The 16290-nt window shown below is 62.9% G+C and carries 15 protein-coding genes; 9 read left to right on the forward strand and 6 right to left on the reverse strand.

The genetic code is table 11. From position 1 onward, the window contains the following. Window positions 1-94 precede the first annotated feature (94 nt). Window positions 95-1273, reverse strand: coding sequence for a type III polyketide synthase (locus B0G38_RS15345; RefSeq protein ID WP_264670214.1), 1179 nt, complete (start codon window positions 1271-1273; stop codon window positions 95-97). 250 nt (window positions 1274-1523) lie between these two features. Between B0G38_RS15345 and B0G38_RS15350 the strand changes: the two genes are divergently transcribed. The 5 genes from B0G38_RS15350 (at window position 1524) to B0G38_RS15370 (ending at window position 6311) form a co-directional block, all read left to right on the forward strand. Then, the gene (locus B0G38_RS15350; protein WP_264670215.1) at window positions 1524-2219 is read left to right on the forward strand and encodes a phosphoribosyltransferase; all 696 of its coding nucleotides are present in this window, start codon (window positions 1524-1526) and stop codon (window positions 2217-2219) included. A gap of 66 nt (window positions 2220-2285) precedes the next feature. After that, window positions 2286-3602, forward strand: coding sequence for an ATP-grasp domain-containing protein (locus B0G38_RS15355; RefSeq protein ID WP_264670216.1), 1317 nt, complete (start codon window positions 2286-2288; stop codon window positions 3600-3602). Then, window positions 3599-5638 (forward strand): CocE/NonD family hydrolase, encoded by a 2040-nt coding sequence (locus B0G38_RS15360; RefSeq protein WP_264670217.1) that lies wholly within the window; start codon window positions 3599-3601, stop codon window positions 5636-5638. The genes B0G38_RS15355 and B0G38_RS15360 overlap by 4 nt, the downstream gene beginning before the upstream one ends. 19 nt (window positions 5639-5657) lie before the next feature. Further along, window positions 5658-5867 carry a DUF6480 family protein gene (locus tag B0G38_RS15365; RefSeq protein WP_413542079.1) on the forward strand — a complete coding sequence of 70 codons (210 nt, stop codon included), beginning with the start codon at window positions 5658-5660 and terminating at the stop codon, window positions 5865-5867. Between the two features lie 6 nt (window positions 5868-5873). Then, entirely contained in the window at window positions 5874-6311 is a 438-nt protein-coding gene (locus B0G38_RS15370; protein WP_264670218.1) for a hypothetical protein, read from the forward strand. Between the two features lie 117 nt (window positions 6312-6428). Here B0G38_RS15370 and B0G38_RS15375 read toward each other — a convergent pair whose 3' ends face one another. Then, the gene (locus B0G38_RS15375) at window positions 6429-6914 is read right to left on the reverse strand and encodes a hypothetical protein (protein ID WP_264670219.1); all 486 of its coding nucleotides are present in this window, start codon (window positions 6912-6914) and stop codon (window positions 6429-6431) included. Between the two features lie 224 nt (window positions 6915-7138). Between B0G38_RS15375 and B0G38_RS15380 the strand changes: the two genes are divergently transcribed. The 3 genes from B0G38_RS15380 (at window position 7139) to B0G38_RS15390 (ending at window position 11122) form a co-directional block, all read left to right on the forward strand. Then, window positions 7139-8815, forward strand: coding sequence for a glycoside hydrolase family 13 protein (locus tag B0G38_RS15380; RefSeq protein ID WP_264670220.1), 1677 nt, complete (start codon window positions 7139-7141; stop codon window positions 8813-8815). 85 nt (window positions 8816-8900) lie between these two features. Then, window positions 8901-9314, forward strand: coding sequence for a CBS domain-containing protein (locus B0G38_RS15385; RefSeq protein WP_169998302.1), 414 nt, complete (start codon window positions 8901-8903; stop codon window positions 9312-9314). Between the two features lie 17 nt (window positions 9315-9331). After that, window positions 9332-11122, forward strand: a complete 1791-nt coding sequence (locus B0G38_RS15390; protein ID WP_264670221.1) for a thiamine pyrophosphate-requiring protein — start codon at window positions 9332-9334, stop codon at window positions 11120-11122. 6 nt (window positions 11123-11128) lie between these two features. Here the strand turns inward: B0G38_RS15390 and B0G38_RS15395 are convergent, their stop codons facing one another. From B0G38_RS15395 to B0G38_RS15405, 3 genes are all read right to left on the reverse strand, one after another. After that, window positions 11129-12247, reverse strand: a complete 1119-nt coding sequence (locus B0G38_RS15395) for an FUSC family protein (RefSeq protein ID WP_319801256.1) — start codon at window positions 12245-12247, stop codon at window positions 11129-11131. Continuing rightward, window positions 12244-12666 (reverse strand): DUF1684 domain-containing protein, encoded by a 423-nt coding sequence (locus B0G38_RS15400; protein WP_264670222.1) that lies wholly within the window; start codon window positions 12664-12666, stop codon window positions 12244-12246. Before B0G38_RS15400 ends, B0G38_RS15395 begins: the two co-directional genes overlap by 4 nt. A 75-nt stretch (window positions 12667-12741) precedes the next feature. Continuing rightward, window positions 12742-13590: a metal-dependent hydrolase gene (locus tag B0G38_RS15405; protein ID WP_264670223.1), complete on the reverse strand. Its 849-nt coding sequence runs from the start codon at window positions 13588-13590 to the stop codon at window positions 12742-12744. A gap of 216 nt (window positions 13591-13806) precedes the next feature. On the opposite strand from B0G38_RS15405, the gene B0G38_RS15410 reads away from it, so the two are divergent. Further along, window positions 13807-14604 carry an SRPBCC family protein gene (locus tag B0G38_RS15410; RefSeq protein WP_264670224.1) on the forward strand — a complete coding sequence of 266 codons (798 nt, stop codon included), beginning with the start codon at window positions 13807-13809 and terminating at the stop codon, window positions 14602-14604. Between the two features lie 1005 nt (window positions 14605-15609). Here the strand turns inward: B0G38_RS15410 and B0G38_RS15415 are convergent. Then, complete coding sequence (locus B0G38_RS15415; protein WP_264670225.1) at window positions 15610-16083, reverse strand: PGPGW domain-containing protein; 474 nt, start codon at window positions 16081-16083, stop codon at window positions 15610-15612. Between the last annotated feature and the right edge of the window lie 207 nt (window positions 16084-16290).

Raw genomic sequence — 16290 nt, forward strand, 5'->3', positions numbered from 1 at the left:
CTCTTCAACTCCTTGCATGAATCCAGTCTTAACGAGGCAGGAAAATATTCCAGCAGGCGCGCCTTAAACCCCCCCAAAATTATTCAGCGCATTCCTAGACAGTGGCCGGTTCGCTGGCCGCTGCCCGCGACGTCGTGAGCGTCGGTGCGCCGCTCTTGGTGAACAAACCGGTTTCCACGGTGAGCCCCGGGCCGAAGGCCATGGAACAGATCCGTTCGTCGTCTCCGGCGAACGGCGCGTCCATGATGTGCTTGAGCACGAACATCACGGTAGCGCTGGACATATTGCCGTAGTCGCGCAAGGTCTCCCGGGCCGGGACCAGCTGGTCTTCGCGCAGCTGCAGTTTTGCTTCAACCTTGTCCAGGATGCTGCGTCCCCCGGGGTGGATGGCCCAATGCTCAATCTCCTCATAGGGTCGGCCATGCACGGCGGCATCGCGGGCCAGCAGGGGTTCCAGTGCACCGACGATATGCTCGTCGATGATGTGCGGTACATAGGTGCCCAGCACCATTTCGAAGCCCTCATCGCCAATATTCCAGGCCATGGATTCCTCGCCGACAGGGGTCAGCACCGTCTCGAAATGATCGAGCACAATACCAGGGGACGACGACGGCAGGTCCCGGGCGGTGACAATCGCCGCGGCGGCGCCGTCGGCGAACAGGGACGAACCCATGATGGCATCCGGGTCATTGGAAGTGCGTACGTGCAGCGTGCACAGTTCCGCGGTCACCACGAGGACAACTGCGTCCGGATCGGCCTCGCAGAAAGATTTCGCGGCTCGCAGGGCGGGAAAAGCTGCGTAGCAGCCCATGAAGCCCAGATGGTACCGCTGAACGGCTGGGCTAAGCCCGAGAGCCCGCACTACCTTGTAGTCGGGTCCGGGATTGAAGAATCCCGTGCAGGAAACCGTTATTACATGGGTCACGTCGGCGGCGGAGATCTCCGGACAGGAGGCCAGCGCTTTGGTCGCCGCCTCGATGAAAAGCGGAGTGGCCGCATCCGCGAACTTGTCGTTGCGGACCTTCGTACTGGGACTCAGGATGAGCCGCTTCTCCGGATCGAAGAAGACCGGACTGTCGGTGCGGCGCTCCAAAGTCAGTTCTTCTACCGCCGTATAGCGCGTCTCGATACCGGAATAGTCAAAAGACGTACCCACCAGCCTCTGGCCCAGGCGTGTCAGGCCGGGCTGGGCGGCGAATACGTCGCGCACCTGGGACTGGACCAGAATGGTTTCGGGAACGGCGGTTTCAAGGGACCTCATGGTGACCGGCATAGTTCATTCTTAGAGGAGCCAGGTCCGGAAAACAATGGCTTGGAGCCGATCAGCTCCCGTCCTCACAGACGACATCGTTGTTCGCGACCTCGTGCTGGCGCCCGCCCCGGCACGCAGTCGATGGCCCCTGTCACACCTTGCCAAGGCTCCTTGTCACCTCCGGGTATCGGTCATACGGTGGAGGAAACGCCACGAACTGAACAACCGCCGGCATGGATTACGGAACCGATTGCCAGGGATGGGAAGTGCAATGACTACCAACCGGAACCGCAGGGAGCGCTATGCCGACAGGCAGGACGCCGGCAGGACGCTGGCCGCGGAACTGGGCTCCTATGGCGGACGCCGGGATGTTTTGGTACTCGGCCTGCCGCGGGGCGGCGTCCCCGTAGCTGCGGTCATCGCCGAAACCCTGGAGGCTCCGCTGGATGTAGTCCTGGTCCGCAAGATCGGCGTGCCAGGTCATCAGGAGGTGGCCATGGGCGCCATGGCATCGGTGGCCGGTTCCATCGACACCGTGCGCAATGAGGACGTCCTGGCGAAATTCGCCAAGCGCTTCGGTGACTCGGGCGCCTTCGACCAGGTTGCGGCAAAGGAACGAGCGGAACTGGACCGCAGGGAGCGCGTTTACCGCGCAGACAGGCCGCCGCTGGACGTCGCCGGGCGGACCCTCATTGTGGTGGATGACGGACTGGCTACCGGTGCCACCATGCGGGCGGCGATCACCGTGCTGCGCGAGCTATCGCCGGCGCGCATCGTCGCGGCTGTTCCCGTCGGTCTCAGCGGCACCTGCAAGGATGTTGGCAGGATCGCCGATGAAGTGGTGTGCCCCTGGAACCCGCAGGATCTGGTCGCCGTCGGCCAAGCCTATGACCATTTCGATCAGGTGGATGACGCCGAAGTCATCAACCTCCTCGCGAAATACCAGCGGCCGGCGCAAGCCGGTTGAGCAAACGTTGGGGGCATTACAGATCGCGGCGGGCAACTCGCCTGCCAACGGAGAAGGGACGGCACAATGACAGCCAAGAATGTATTCGTACTTGCACTGACTGATGTTCAGCGGGGGGAACTGGAAACTGTCAACGGCGCCGAAAACTACGTATTCCGCAACCTGCTCGACTACGAGAGTGTAGTAAACACTCCCGATATCGATTTCGAAGGCCTCCTAGCCCAAGCGCGCCGTGAATTGCAGGAATTCGATGGGCCGGTAGATGCCATCGTGACGCACTGGGACTTCCCGGCCAGCGTGATTGGGCCGTTGCTGGCGAAGGAACACGGACTGCCTGCACCCTCGTTGGAGAGCCTGCTCAAATGCGAGCACAAGTACTGGAGCAGGCTCGAGCAAAAAGCCTCGATACCCGAATGCGTTCCGCAGTTCGCCTCTTTCGACCCGTTCGACGACGATGCACTGTCGAAGATCGACATCGATTACCCATTCTGGGTCAAACCGGTGAAATCCCACTCCTCGAACCTCGGCTTCGAAATCCAGAACGAGGACCAATTCAGGGAAGCTGTCCAGGAAATCCGCGACCAAATCGAACAGATTGGCGACGCTTTCAACGACGTACTCGCCATGGTGGACCTGCCGCCGGAACTGAAGAACGCGGACGGAAACACCTGCCTGGCCGAGGGGTTCATTTCCGGCATCCAGGCCGCCCCTGAAGGAACGATGTTCGGCGGAAAGTTTAAGGTCCATGGTGTTTTCGACATGCACAAGGATGAAGCAGGGACGAGCTTTGAACGGCTCGATTACCCGGCCAACAGCGTCCCGGAAAGCGTACAGCAGCGCATGATCGACCTCACCGAGCGCTACATGCACCATGTCGGTTTTGACGACGGTTGCTTCAACGCCGAATTCATGTGGGACGAAGCCGAGGACAAGCTGTGGCTCGTGGAAATCAACACCCGTATCTCACAGTCCCACAGCGACCTCTTCGCGAAGGTGGACGGCGTCTCTAACCACGAAGTAGCTATCGACATTGCGCTGGGCCACGAACCGAAGATGCCGCGTCGCAAGGGCAACTTCGCCGTCGCGTCACAATGCATGATCTTCCACGACGAGGATGCCATCGTGACGCGCGTACCCAGCGCCGAAGATAAGGCCGCCATCCGGGAACGCTACCCGGAAACAACCGTGACCCTGCAAGTCAAGGAAGGGGAGAAGCTCTCGGACCTGCCCGGCCAAGACAGCTACCGCTACATCCTGGGCAAGCTTTACATCGGCGCCGACAACCGGGAGCAGCTGGTGGAACGGTACAACGCCATCCTGTCCGAGTTGCCGTTTGAGTTTGCACCCGTAGATCAGGCCACCGGCCAGGAGGGAGCCGCATGAAGACCATCACCGAGTTTCCCCACGAAGTACGGGTCATCGAAAACACCTTCATTCCCATGCGCGACGGCGCCCAGTTAGCAGCCCGGATCTGGCTGCCGGTTGACGCCGAGGAGCTTCCCGTTCCGGCCGTGCTGGAATACCTTCCTTACCGTAAACGGGACAGTACGCGCGGCCGGGACGCCATGAACCACCCCTACATTGCGGGGCACGGTTACGTCGCGGTCCGCGTGGATATGCGAGGCAGCGGCGACTCCGACGGCGTCATAGTGGATGAATACCGGCCACAGGAACATGAGGACGCTGAGGACGTCATTGCCTGGCTCGCAGAACAGCAGTGGTGCGACGGAAACGTAGGCATGATGGGCATCTCCTGGGGTGGTTTCAACAGCCTGCAGATTGCCGCCCGCAGACCACCGGCGTTGAAAGCGATCATCAGTGCCTCCGCTACCGATGACCTGTACGTGGACAACATGCACTACATGGGCGGCTGCCTGCTGGCAGACAACCTGTCGGAGGCGACCGTCATGTTCGCCTTCAACTCGCTGCCGCCGGATCCGGCCATCGTGGGGGACCGCTGGCGCGACATGTGGCACGAACGCCTCGCCGGCAGCGGGCTCTGGCTTGAAACCTGGCTCGAACACCAGCGCCGCGACGATTATTGGAAACCTGCCTCGGTCTGCGAAGACTACGGCGATGTCCAGGTCCCGGTGATGGCGGTCGGCGGTTGGGCCGACGGCTACACCAACGCCATCTTCCGCTTGATGGAGAACCTGGATGTGCCGCGCAAGGGCCTGATCGGTCCGTGGGGACACAAATATCCCCACATCGGTATTCCCGGCCCGGCCATCGGATTCCTCCAGGAAGTCGTGCGGTGGTGGGACCATTGGCTCAAGGGCAAGGACACCGGCCTGATGGAAGAGCCGATGGTGCGCGCCTGGATGCAGGACAGCATCTCTCCGGAGCCGTCCTACGCAGATCGTCCCGGCCGCTGGGTCGCCGAGGACAGCTGGCCCTCGCCGGCCATTGAAAATCGCCGCTACCGTCTGGGCCGCCATGGTATCGAGCAAGGTGACGCCGAGGACGAACCGGGCCACGAAGTCACGCTGCAATCACCCTTGAGCGTGGGTATGTTCGCCGGTAAATGGGCCTCGTACGCCGCCACCCCCGATCTTCCGTTCGACCAGCGCGAGGAAGACGGCGGAGCACTCGTTTACGAGACCGATCCGCTGCCGGAAACGATGGAGATCTTCGGGCTGCCCTCGGTCACCTTTGAAGTCTCCGCAGACAAGCCTGTCGCGATGCTTGCGGTCCGCCTGTCCGATGTGGCGCCGAACGGCGAAGCCACGCGGTTCACCTACGGTCTGCTCAACCTCGCCCACCGGGACGGCAGCGAAAACCCGCAGCCGTTGGAACCGGGCCGCAAGTACCAGGTGGAAATCCTGTTGAACGGGATCGCGCAGACCATCCCAGCGGGCCACCGGCTCCGGCTCTCGGTGTCCACGTCCTACTGGCCCTTGGCCTGGCCGTCGCCGGAGGCAGCCATGGTGACGCTGACGACCGGCGCAAGCACCCTCACCCTGCCGGTCCGCCCCCCGCGGCCGGAGGATGCCGCCCTCCGGGAATTCGGCGAGCCCGAAGCGGCGCCGGACCTTGAAATCACCCCGTTGACGCCCGGCGAGCACCACTGGCGTGTTTCCCGCGATCTGGTCACAAATGTGTCGACCCTGGAGGTGGCCAACGACCAAGGCAGCTTCCGGATCGACGAAACGGACACCATAGTCCGGCGCAGCACCAACGAGTGGTACAGCTTCCGCTGGAACGAGGTAAATTCCGTACGCGGCGAAACCCGGACGGTCCGCCGCTTCGAGCGCGATGACTGGAGGGTGGAAATAGTGACCCGGACGGTGTTGACGTCAACACCGACGGACTTCCACATCAGCGCGCAGCTCGATGCCTATGAGCTCGATACCCAGCGCGGGAATCCCCGTGTCTACTCCGAGAACTGGCAGCGTGCGATCCCCAGAGACCTGGTTTAGGACGACGAAGGGCAGGATCATGAGCAGTATGGAAGAGCAGGAAAGCAGCGTTCCGAATGTGGAGCCGCCGGTGAAAGAGGGTAGGTCTTCGCAGGACAAAGCGGACAGGGTCAACCCCGATCCGGAGACGGAGAACATCACCGGTCTGGAACCCGGCGGGGGAGTCCCGCCCGGGGAAACTCCTCCCGCAGAGGATCAGATGAGCTCGGACCAAGGCCATGAGGAGTAGCAGGCGATGAAAAACAAACTCATTTTTGGAGCCGGGCTCGCCGCAGGGTTCGTCCTCGGGTCACGTGCGGGCCGTGGCAGTTACGAGCAGCTGAGGGACGCCGCGCAGGAGTTGTGGGCCAGCAATATTTCCCGGAACGCAGGCCAAAGGGATCCGGTGCGGAGCGGTTCGTCAACGGGCTCGCGCGCGGGACGCCGCGCTTCGACTGGGAATGCGTGGAACAGCGACGCCGGTGCTTCTTCCGTGCGGACCGGAGCAGCAGGCTCCGGCGCCGCTGACGTCGGAGCTGCTGCGGCGGCAGGGCGGCCGGAAACAAGGCGGGATGTCTCATCCGACCCGGCGATGGATGACCGTCCGGGCGGAGAATGGGCAGGCGAAGGCGGTGCGCTCGCGGACGGACCCGCCACCGGCACCGATCCCGAGGAGAATCTGGGCCACTCCTGACCGGCTGATGCCGGCGCCCTGCGGCCAGAACCCTGCGGCCGGGCAGTCCGCCGACTGTCCGGCCGGCGGCTGCCCGAAGTAGGGACGCTGGAAGACTCGGGCGCACCGGCCGCGGTTTCAGCCGGCTTCCCTATGCTCCGACAGATCGGGCCCCTGCTGCATGTCCCGTTGTCCCTGTTCGGGCGACGGCAGCTCGGGCAACCCGGCCAGGTGAATGTGGCCTACTTTGAGCCGGCCGCCGCGGAAGTTGCCTGCGGGAACGGCCAGCGCCACCACAAAGCGGGCGCCGTCGTCGTCCCTTGACGTAATAGTCAGGCTTCTGGTTCCGGCGGGAACGGACGGCGTAAAGACCTGCAGGTGGCGGGAACCGATGCTTGCGCTGCTTTCCAGCGAATACTCGGTGCCGAAGTGGTCCTGAACGGCAATCCTCGGCTGGGGAGGCTGCGAACCATTGACGGGCGGCAGTTGCAGGTTGACCACGATGCCGGTGCTCCAGATCTCTACGCACAGCACGGTGAATTCCGTGACCGCGGTCTGGTGCCGGCCGAACTTCTGGGGCAGCAATACATATTGAAGGGAGCCGCCGGGTATCGGATCTTTCATCGTGTGTCCTTCCTGCAGGCCCCCGCAGAAACTAATTGACTAGAGCATTCCATTTTAGTAAGGCAGTTGCTGATTTGTCAGCAAATTCGGCCAGACGATCCTGAGGCACCTCGACAAGGCCTAATCGCGGTGCTAGACAGAGGGGCAATGGCACGGAGCCGGACGGAGTGACCATACGCGTAGCCGATACCGCCGTTTCGCGGCAGGAGAGGAATGAACCGACCGTGACCGACACTTTTGACCAGTTCAAGCCCGCACCGGATGCTAACTGGTGGCGGCAGGCAGCCGTTTACCAGATCTACCCGCGAAGCTTCGCCGATGCAGATGGCGACGGACTGGGCGATATCCGTGGCATCACCGCCAAAATTCCCTATCTGGCGGCGCTGGGCATCGACGCCGTGTGGCTCAGCCCGTTCTACCCGTCGCCCCTGGCGGACGGCGGCTATGACGTGGCCGATTACCGCGATGTGGACCCACGTCTGGGCACGTTGGAGGACTTTGATGACATGGTTGCGGCGCTGCACGCCGCGCAGATCAAGCTCATCGCGGACATCGTGCCCAACCATTCCTCCGATCAGCACGAATGGTTCCAGCAGGCGCTGGCTGCCGGGAAGGGATCACCCGAACGGGAACGGTATATCTTCCGCGATGGTCTCGGTGCCGACGGCGGAAAGCCGCCCTCGGACTGGGTTTCCCACTTCGGCGGCAGCGCCTGGACCCGGATCACCGAACAGTCCGGCGAGCCCGGCCAGTGGTATCTGCATCTCTTCGCCAAGGAACAGCCGGACTGGAACTGGGAGAATCCGGAAATCCGCGCAGACTTCCTGAAAACGCTCCGGTTCTGGTCGGACCGTGGGGTCGATGGCTTCCGCGTGGACGTGGCCCATGCGCTTGCCAAGGACATGAGCGAACCGCTGCGCAGCAAGCCGAGCGTGGCGGACGAACTCACCCCGGTGGACGGCAAGGATCCGCTCTTCGACCGGGACGAGGTCCACGACATCTATGCTGAATGGCGCAAGGTCTTCAACGAGTATGATCCGCCCCGCACCGCGGTCGCGGAGGCCTGGGTTCCCGCGTCGCGCCGGATGGCGTACGCGAGCCCGGAAGGACTGGGACAGGCCTTCAACTTCGATCTGCTGCGCGCGGACTGGGACGTGGGACAGTTCCGCTCCATCATCACTAACAACTTGTCCCAGGCGGAAGAATCAGGCGCGTCCTCAACCTGGGTTTTCTCAAACCACGACGTCGTACGCCATCCGTCACGCTATGGGTTGCCGGCAGGCCTGGACTATGGCCCATGGCTCATGGCCGACGGCTCCGAACCTGAGGTGGATCAGATTACAGGACTCCGCCGTGCCCGTGCCGCGACCCTCCTGATGCTTGCCCTGCCGGGATCGGCCTATCTGTACCAAGGCGAGGAACTGGGCCTGTTCGAGGTGCCGGATCTGCCGGCGGCCACCTTGCAGGATCCCATTTGGCACCGAACCGGACATCAGCGCAAGGGCCGCGATGGTTGTCGTGTCCCGCTGCCGTGGACTCAGGAGGGGGAATCCTTCGGGTTCGGGACCAACGGAGCCCACTTGCCGCAGCCGGCCTGGTTCGGCGGGTTCTCCGTCGAAGCGCAGGACGGCATTGCGGGATCCACGCTGGAGTTCTACCGGCATGCGCTGAAGCTGCGGGGGCAACTGCAGAGCTATGAGGACTTGGAGTGGATCGACGGGACCGGCGAAGCGACGCTGCATTTCAGGCGCCCCGGCCAATGGCAGTCGATCACGAACTTTGGCCGTGAACCGCTGGCCCTGCCGCCGGGGAAGGTTCTCATCAGCAGTTCGAAGCTGGCGGCAGGTCAACTGCCCCCGGATACGACCGCGTGGCTGGCCGGATCCGCTCAGGAGGGTTGAGGTCCGGGAGGGGGTTCAAATCCTCTGCGGTCAGTGATAGACAGTAAGTATCCTTAGTAAAGCCTACGATCGGGAGTTGATACGGATGCTGACAGCACGCGAAATCATGACAGGCGGTGCCGAGTGCATTGGCGAGAATGAAACTTTGGAACAGGCCGCCAAGAAGATGCTGGACCTGGACGTGGGTTCGCTGCCGATCTGCGGTGAAGACAACCGGCTCAAGGGCGTTGTGACCGACCGGGACATTGTGGTGAAGTGCCTGGCCAAGGGCGGCGATCCCCGGAGTGTGAAGGCGGGGGAACTGGGTGAAGGCAAGCCGGTAACCATTGGCGCGGACGACAGCATCGAAGAGGCCATCAAGACGATGCAGGAGCACCAGGTCCGGCGGCTGCCCGTGATCGACGGCCACGACCTCGTGGGCATGCTCAGCCAGGCAGACGTTGCCCGCAACTACCCCGAGGACAGGGTCGGGGAACTCGTCGAGTTCATCTCCTACTAGGCCTCAGGAGGAAACGGATGCCGCAGCGTCTCGTTGCCGATGCCATCGTCGAACGGCTCGAGGCGTGGGCGGTACCGCGCGTCTTCGGTTACAGCGGCGACGGCATCAACAGTTTCATGGGCGCGCTCCGGCGGGCCGGAACCGTGGAATTCGTCCAGGCCCGTCATGAGGAAAACGCGGCCTTCATGGCGGTGGGCCACGCGAAATACAGCGGCGGCGTGGGCGTGGTGACCTCAACGCAGGGACCAGGGGCGGTCCACCTGCTCAACGGCCTCTACGACGCGAAGCTGGACAGCGTTCCCGTGGTGGCCATTATCGGGCAGCAGTCGCGCAGCGTGCTCGGCTCCGGCTACATGCAGGAAGTCGATCTGATGGACCTGACGAAGGACGTGGCCTCGGCGTTCCGCCAGCAGGTCAACACACCGGAAGCGCTGCCGATGGTGCTTGACCGGGCTTTCAAAGCCGCGCTCGCAAACAGGGCCCCCGCCGTCGTTATTGTTCCCCATGACGTGCAGAAGATGCCGGCACCACAACTGGAGCACGAGCACGGCATTATTGCGACGGCCCCGCGCTGGGAGCAGTCCGCCAGCCTACCCGTGGACGACGACCTCAAGGCGGCAGCGGAGGTGCTCAATGCCGGCAGCAAAGTGGCGCTGCTCGTAGGGCAGGGCGCCCGGCACGCCTGGAACGAGGTTGCCGCGGTGGCCGAACGTCTCGGGGCGGGCATCACCACGAGCCTGCTGGGCAAACCATACGTGGACGAGTCGCTGCCGAATGTTGCCGGCACCATGGGGCAGTTGGGTACCAGCGCCAGCGGCCAAGTGCTCGGCGGGTGCGACACCCTGCTGATCATTGGTTCCAATGACCCGTGGACCGAGTTCTACCCACCGCCGGGGGCGGCACGCGCCGTACAGATCGACACGGACTCCGGCGCCATCGGCAATCGGTACCCGGTGGAGGTGCCGTTGCCCGGGGATGCGTCCCGGACCCTGCAAGCGCTGCTGCCCCTGCTGGAAGACAAGCGGGATCTGCCGTGGCGGGGCCAGGTGGAGCGGTGGGTCTCGCACTGGCACGAGCTTTCCGCCGAGCGGGCCATGACCAAGGCAGATCCGGTCAATCCGGAGCGGGTGCTATTTGAGCTGAACAGCAGGTTTCCCGCAGACGGCCGGCTCGCCGTCGATGTTGGCAGCTCGGTCTACTGGTACGCCAGGCAGCTGAGGCTGCCGCTCGGCGTGCCTGCCCATTTATCCAGCACCTTGGCCAGCATGGGTTGTTCGGTGCCGTACGGCATCGCCGCCAAACTGGATCGGCCGGGGAACCCGGTGCTGATCGTCTCAGGTGACGGCGCCATGCAAATGATGGGTATCGCCGAGCTTATAACCGTCAGCAGATTGTGGCGGACCTGGGAGGACCCGCGCTTTGTTATCTGCGTGTTGAATAACCGGGAGCTGGCCGAGGTGACCTGGGAACAGCGCGAGATGGAGGGGGAGCCCCGCTACGAAGCCAGCCAGGCTCTGCCGGACTTCGACTACGCCGGCTATGCAAAACTACTGGGGTTTGATGGCGAGCGGGTCGATGATCCGGAGCGGATAGGCGCCGCCTGGGATGCCGCACTGGCAGCAGACCGGCCGTACTTGATCGAAGTCGTCACGGATCCGGAGACCCCGCTGCTTCCGCCTTTCCCCGCCGGAGAGCAGAAGGCCGGCACCATGCTCGAGGCGTTGGGACAGGAGAGCGCCGATTCTGCGGGCCGCGCCCGGAAGCTGCTCCGGACCTATGTCGACCAGGAGAAATCGAACTTCTCCTGAGGATAGCTACGCTGCCTCCACATCCTGCTTGATGCAAGGTTGCAGGGTGTCAAGAATCCGCCGTACCGCGGTTGCCACGCTGGAGGCCGGGCTAAGGGCCGCCGCTCCGGCCTCGCCGTGTGCATCGACTTGATCGAACAATGCGCTCAAGGCCTGTTCCGCTTCCTCCCACCGGGCCTGGATCTCCGATCCGGATTCCCAGGCCTTCAGAATTTCGGCTGCGCCCCGGAGCGCTACACTGACCGGCTCCAGCAGCTCGGTGGGCAGATCGTTCGACAACGGCTCCGTGCCGCCATCACTGACACCGGCGAGGATGTCAGTGATGTCTTTAACGTGGAACGACACCGATTCCAAGGCCCGAAGGTCGCGGTAGTCCTGGGAAAGATTGCGCCGATGCAGTTTGGCCCGTGGGTTGCCTTTGCGGCTCTCATCCGCATGGTAAACCGCCTCCCTCACATCATGCCCGGCGGTGGAGAGCTCGTCATTGTAGCGCGTCCACTTGTCCGGCTCCGGTGGCCATTCCTCGGTCAGCGCGTCAGCCATGCCTTCCAGATGACGTGCCAGCATGGACCGGAAGCGGGACAACTTCAAAATCGCCGCGTTAAAATTCAGCGGTGGCAGGATCACGGCGTTGACCAGCAGCCCGCATCCCACGCCGACCGCCATCTGGACCGCATAACCAATGGAATAGGACTCGATATCCTGCCCGCCGATGATCAGGACAAAAAGTGCCGCCATCGGAACGTAGTCTTTGCCATGGCCGAGCCAGCGAAGCCCCGAGACCAGGACGGCAACGCCGACCACCAGCGAAATGGTGATGAGGTTCGGTTCCGCGAACAACACAATGACGCCTGCCAACAGGATCCCGATCAGCAATCCAAGAAGGGTCTGGAACCCGGCCTTGGCCGAGCCCATCAAAGTGGGGTACATACTGACCAGCGCCCCGAGCGGCGCGTAGTACGGATAGTCGTCGACCACGCCCGGCATGTACCCGGCCACAAACCAAGCGATTCCGACGGCGATGGCCGCCTTGATGGCCAGCATTAGCCGCGGAGCTGCCAGCCCAGCCTTCGCCCAGGACAGGGCGCGCTGGACGGAATTGCGCGTAGGCTGCTCCGGGTTCATAGGTTCATGATCACAGCATCGGCTGGCCAGTGCCAACCACAGCGGGGCCTGCTAACGCCGGGGCAGTTTTTCGCCGGCCTCGACGAGCGCGTCGATCTGGTTGCCGCGGATGGGCCGCGGGCAGGTGCCGTACGGGGTAAGGCGCTGGGATAGTTGATTGCGCGGTTGAAATCTATGATGACGCTGACGTCCGGACGCGGCTTCGCGGTGGTGGCCTTCCGCCAATCGTAGGTACTGGTGCCGTTGGTGAGATCGTGGAAGTTCAGTGTCAGGCCGCCAAGGGTGCCCGGCTCCGCAACGAGCCGGTGGTTGGCGCCGCCGAGCTCGAAACCGACTTCACCAGGATCGAAATCAAAAATGCGCACACCCTTGAATCCGGTGTAGCCGGGGGGAGTCGAGGTCGTGGGTGCGGATGGCATAGCGGTCTGCGCGGACCGCGAGTTCCACCACGATGTTGCCGGACCGCACCCAGTTCAGCGACTCCTGCACACGGACTAACGCGAAGCGACAAAGGTGGACATGCCTACCTGCCCGAGGTCGGCGGTAGCTCCGGCGAGAACCAGCACGACGTAGAGGCTGACCGGAATCAGCAGCAGCCACTCCCGCCAGGAACCTGCATTCCCAAGAATCGGTAAGGCAAAGTATCCGTTGGGACGCCAGATCCAGCGTAAAACGGGAATTCGCCGCCAGGCCTTGGGCGGTTTGATCCGCAGCGGCCAGGCCAAGTTCACTCCGCCTGTTGTCGCCATGTCACCGAGGATGTGCATGACGACCCCGATGCCCATGGCCAGCGGAAACCAGTTCTGTTGTTCGGGCGCGAAAAAGGTGATGAATCCTGCCACGAAGATTCCGACCGCCCAAGGGGTCTTCTTCAACCGGTCAGGTATGAACCTGAGGGCTTTGGCGGCGAAGGCGACCAGCAGGATGCACAGGACGCCGGCAGCCGGGTAGATGGTGCCAAACCGCGCCGTCTCCCATGTCACCAAGCCCGCCATCCAAGCGATCAGGATGAAGACGCACATCCCGATGATGGAATGGGTTCCCTTGCGGTGGCCGCCGGCCAGAGTGCCCACGCCGGCGCAAACAGCATTGGATACAGGCGGAAGCGAATGGGCAATGGTGGCCCGGTGATGGTCCGCGTCCGGAACCAGGGCAGCCCCGGCGGTGACCAGCGCCCCGGAGATGATGCCGATGGGTCCCACATCCAGCAGGCCCATGCCCAGCAGTATCGAATGGCCGCCGAAACCCAGCGGTTCCGCCAAGGGACCGAGGGAAACTTCGAACTGGGTCGTGAGCGCTATCCAAGCAGCGGCTCCACTGGCGGCGTGATGGGCTCCCAGCATGATGAACAGGTTCCTTTCAATAACTGGTTCCGCCGCCGAAGGTTCGGTTTATCGTTCCAGTAGATCCGACGAATTCTATCGACTCTTACCGTGGCATACCGCACTGACAGAATCTGAAACGTGCTTGCGCACTAGCCCAGAAGAGACAGAAACGATATGGTAAGCATGCTGACCAATCGCAGGCCTCTACGGTCTTTTCCAACAAAAGGAGACGCAATGAGCACGAAGGTCGAGAAGCAAATCATGGTAAACGTGCCGGTGAGCACGGTTTATAACCAGTGGACCCAGTTCGAGGAATTTCCCCACTTCATGGGCGGCGTCAAGAGCGTAAAGCAGCTCGGCGATAACCGACTGGAGTGGATTGCCGAGATCGGCGGAGTCCGCCGGCAGTGGGAGGCGAGGATTGTTGAGCAGGTGCCGGACCAGAAGATCGCCTGGGCGGCGACCGAGGGCGCCACGAACGCCGGTGCGGTGTCCTTCGAGGACGTGGGTGGCGGCCAGACATCCGTTCGAATGACGCTCGAATACGAGCCCGAGGGCATCCTGGAGAAAGTGGGCGATAAGCTCAACGTCGTGGAGAAGCAGGCAGAAGCGGACCTGCAAAAATTCAAGGAGTTCATCGAGGCTGAGGGCTACGCCACTGGTGCCTGGCGCGGCTCAATCAATGAAGGCGCCGCAGCAGGGACTCCTGGCGTCGAGGACGCTGCAGCATCCCGCGGCGACAGCGGAAAGGCCGGCGTGTCAGGCAAGGTTGCTGCCGCCGGGGTCGGTGTGGCAGCCGCGGCCGCAGCCGGCGTGGCTGCCGCCAAGAAGGACCGTGATGACAAAGACGCGACAGTCACGCCCGTAGTGGAACCGGTCCCGGCAACGCCTGTGGTGGAGACTGCGCCGGTTGTGACAGAGCCGGTCGTCGACACCGGCGCGGCCCTCACCCCGGAAGAGATTGCCGCGAAGTCTGACCGCGTGCGTGAAGACATCGAGGATGACGGCAGGAACCGGGGCGCCGGAATCTAACATGCGACGACAAAGAACGACGGCGGCCTCCCGCCGTCGTTCTTTGTGTCCACCTTGGACGGAGTGTGGTGCAGCCCGCGGATCTTGAGCCAATCTTGAGCTAAAGCAGGGCGCGGCGTTGAGATTACTCGGCCATCCTTGAAGCAGCAGATGGCGAGAGCTGAAGCCGGAGTCCGAATACTGGGGAGTACACGGATCTTCAAGGCCAGCTCGTCTCAGCTCATCCGGTGCGGGGCACTGGCAGGCCTTTGGGGAGGCTGCCCGCCCCGGCACTCGGGACCTGCCGGCTGGATGTTGCGGGCACATGATTGCTGATGCCGCTTCCGCGGCTTGAGTTGTCGCCGCGGCGCGGACCGCTGGATCGAGCGGAATCGGCGTCATCAAGCGCTGGCTACAGATTCCTGTCGAAAGCTTTTGCTGATTTCATGAATGAAACGGTTGCCAGGGGTGACAATGGAGTCGTCGGTAGCTAATGAACGGAGGAAGCAACATGCGCGGAAGCAACCTTGTCTGGACAATCGTTGGCATTTTGTTGGCCATTGCCCTGATTATCTGGATCGTTTCTGTCATCTAGTGCGCGCAGCGGAGACCTAGCCGTATGGCATGGCCACCAGTGCGTTTCAGTTGCGGAACTAGAAGAGCCTCGGCAAGGGCGGGCCGGGGCTTTTCCGCGAAGAGTGGCCACCGAAGCTTCCCCTGACGGGCACTCCCGCACATCTTGAGCAAATCTTGAGCTAACAGTGCGCGGGCATTGAGCTTGCTCCTTCACTCTAGAACCAGCAGATGGCGAGAGCTGAAGCCGGAGTCCAGCTACTGGGGAGTGCAAGGACTTTCGCGGGCGGCTCGTCTCGGCTCATCCGGTGCGGGGCACGGGCAGGTCCTTGGGGAGGCCGCCCGCCCCGGCACCCGCCTCAGGGCAGGGCAACTACGCTGTGTGGCCCGATTCCCGGCATTCCCAGCCTGGCCGCAATTACGGCCGTCCCTCTGTTACTCGACCACTTCGATTTATGGGGATGTGTCCCTGCGGTGGGAGGAGGTGCGGGGCCGACGGAATCTGCGGAAGCTGTACACCATAAGGGCAAGGGCGACCACCCCGGAGACGATCAAGGTCGATCCCACGATCCAGCTTCCTGGAAGCCACCAACGGTCACCGAATGCCCACCAGTCCGGCATCGGGGGCCGAGCACCCCACAAGATTCCTGCAGCAATAGCCGCGAGCCCTCCCAAGGCACTGGCAACGATGCGCGGCCACGTCCGCACCTCTTTCTCTGCTATTTTGAGCGCCTCGGCCTTGATCGGCACCAGCAGGCGCTTGGCCCAGGCATCGCGCAGGGACAGTACCACCAATCCGCCGGCGAGGGCAAGAAGCCCCGGTCCAGGCAATACAAGTGCGGCGAGTCCGACGGCGATGAGGGTCCAGCCGAGCAGTTCGATGCCCGTTCGACGAAGCCAAGACGGAATGGCGTCGGTCCTCCCCATGGGCACATCCTCCCACAGCAGTGTCATTGGCGAGGCGGGGCGCTTTTCAGTCTCAGGTGCGATAACGGCACGATAACGGCGCGATAACGCGGCCGGGCGTCCACTGTAAACACATTGCAAACTTGCAGCTTCATGGGGTTCTTTGGGGAGAAAAGCGATGCACACCGATGCGACCCGCCATTCCCTGGCGACCCTTGTGAATAAGCT

It is taken from the genome of Crystallibacter permensis (assembly GCF_025960875.1).
GTDB classification, from domain to species: Bacteria; Actinomycetota; Actinomycetes; order Actinomycetales; family Micrococcaceae; genus Crystallibacter; species Crystallibacter permensis.

Coding starts and splice junctions, on each gene's coding strand:
- B0G38_RS15345 (WP_264670214.1), bottom strand. CDS start 1,273: ATGCCGGTCACCATGAGGTCCCTTGAAACCGCCGTTCCCGAAACCATT.
- B0G38_RS15350 (WP_264670215.1), top strand. CDS start 1,524: ATGACTACCAACCGGAACCGCAGGGAGCGCTATGCCGACAGGCAGGAC.
- B0G38_RS15355 (WP_264670216.1), top strand. CDS start 2,286: ATGACAGCCAAGAATGTATTCGTACTTGCACTGACTGATGTTCAGCGG.
- B0G38_RS15360 (WP_264670217.1), top strand. CDS start 3,599: ATGAAGACCATCACCGAGTTTCCCCACGAAGTACGGGTCATCGAAAAC.
- B0G38_RS15365 (WP_413542079.1), top strand. CDS start 5,658: ATGAGCAGTATGGAAGAGCAGGAAAGCAGCGTTCCGAATGTGGAGCCG.
- B0G38_RS15370 (WP_264670218.1), top strand. CDS start 5,874: ATGAAAAACAAACTCATTTTTGGAGCCGGGCTCGCCGCAGGGTTCGTC.
- B0G38_RS15375 (WP_264670219.1), bottom strand. CDS start 6,914: ATGAAAGATCCGATACCCGGCGGCTCCCTTCAATATGTATTGCTGCCC.
- B0G38_RS15385 (WP_169998302.1), top strand. CDS start 8,901: ATGCTGACAGCACGCGAAATCATGACAGGCGGTGCCGAGTGCATTGGC.
- B0G38_RS15390 (WP_264670221.1), top strand. CDS start 9,332: ATGCCGCAGCGTCTCGTTGCCGATGCCATCGTCGAACGGCTCGAGGCG.
- B0G38_RS15395 (WP_319801256.1), bottom strand. CDS start 12,247: ATGAACCCGGAGCAGCCTACGCGCAATTCCGTCCAGCGCGCCCTGTCC.
- B0G38_RS15400 (WP_264670222.1), bottom strand. CDS start 12,666: ATGCCATCCGCACCCACGACCTCGACTCCCCCCGGCTACACCGGATTC.
- B0G38_RS15405 (WP_264670223.1), bottom strand. CDS start 13,590: ATGCTGGGAGCCCATCACGCCGCCAGTGGAGCCGCTGCTTGGATAGCG.
- B0G38_RS15410 (WP_264670224.1), top strand. CDS start 13,807: ATGAGCACGAAGGTCGAGAAGCAAATCATGGTAAACGTGCCGGTGAGC.
- B0G38_RS15415 (WP_264670225.1), bottom strand. CDS start 16,083: ATGGGGAGGACCGACGCCATTCCGTCTTGGCTTCGTCGAACGGGCATC.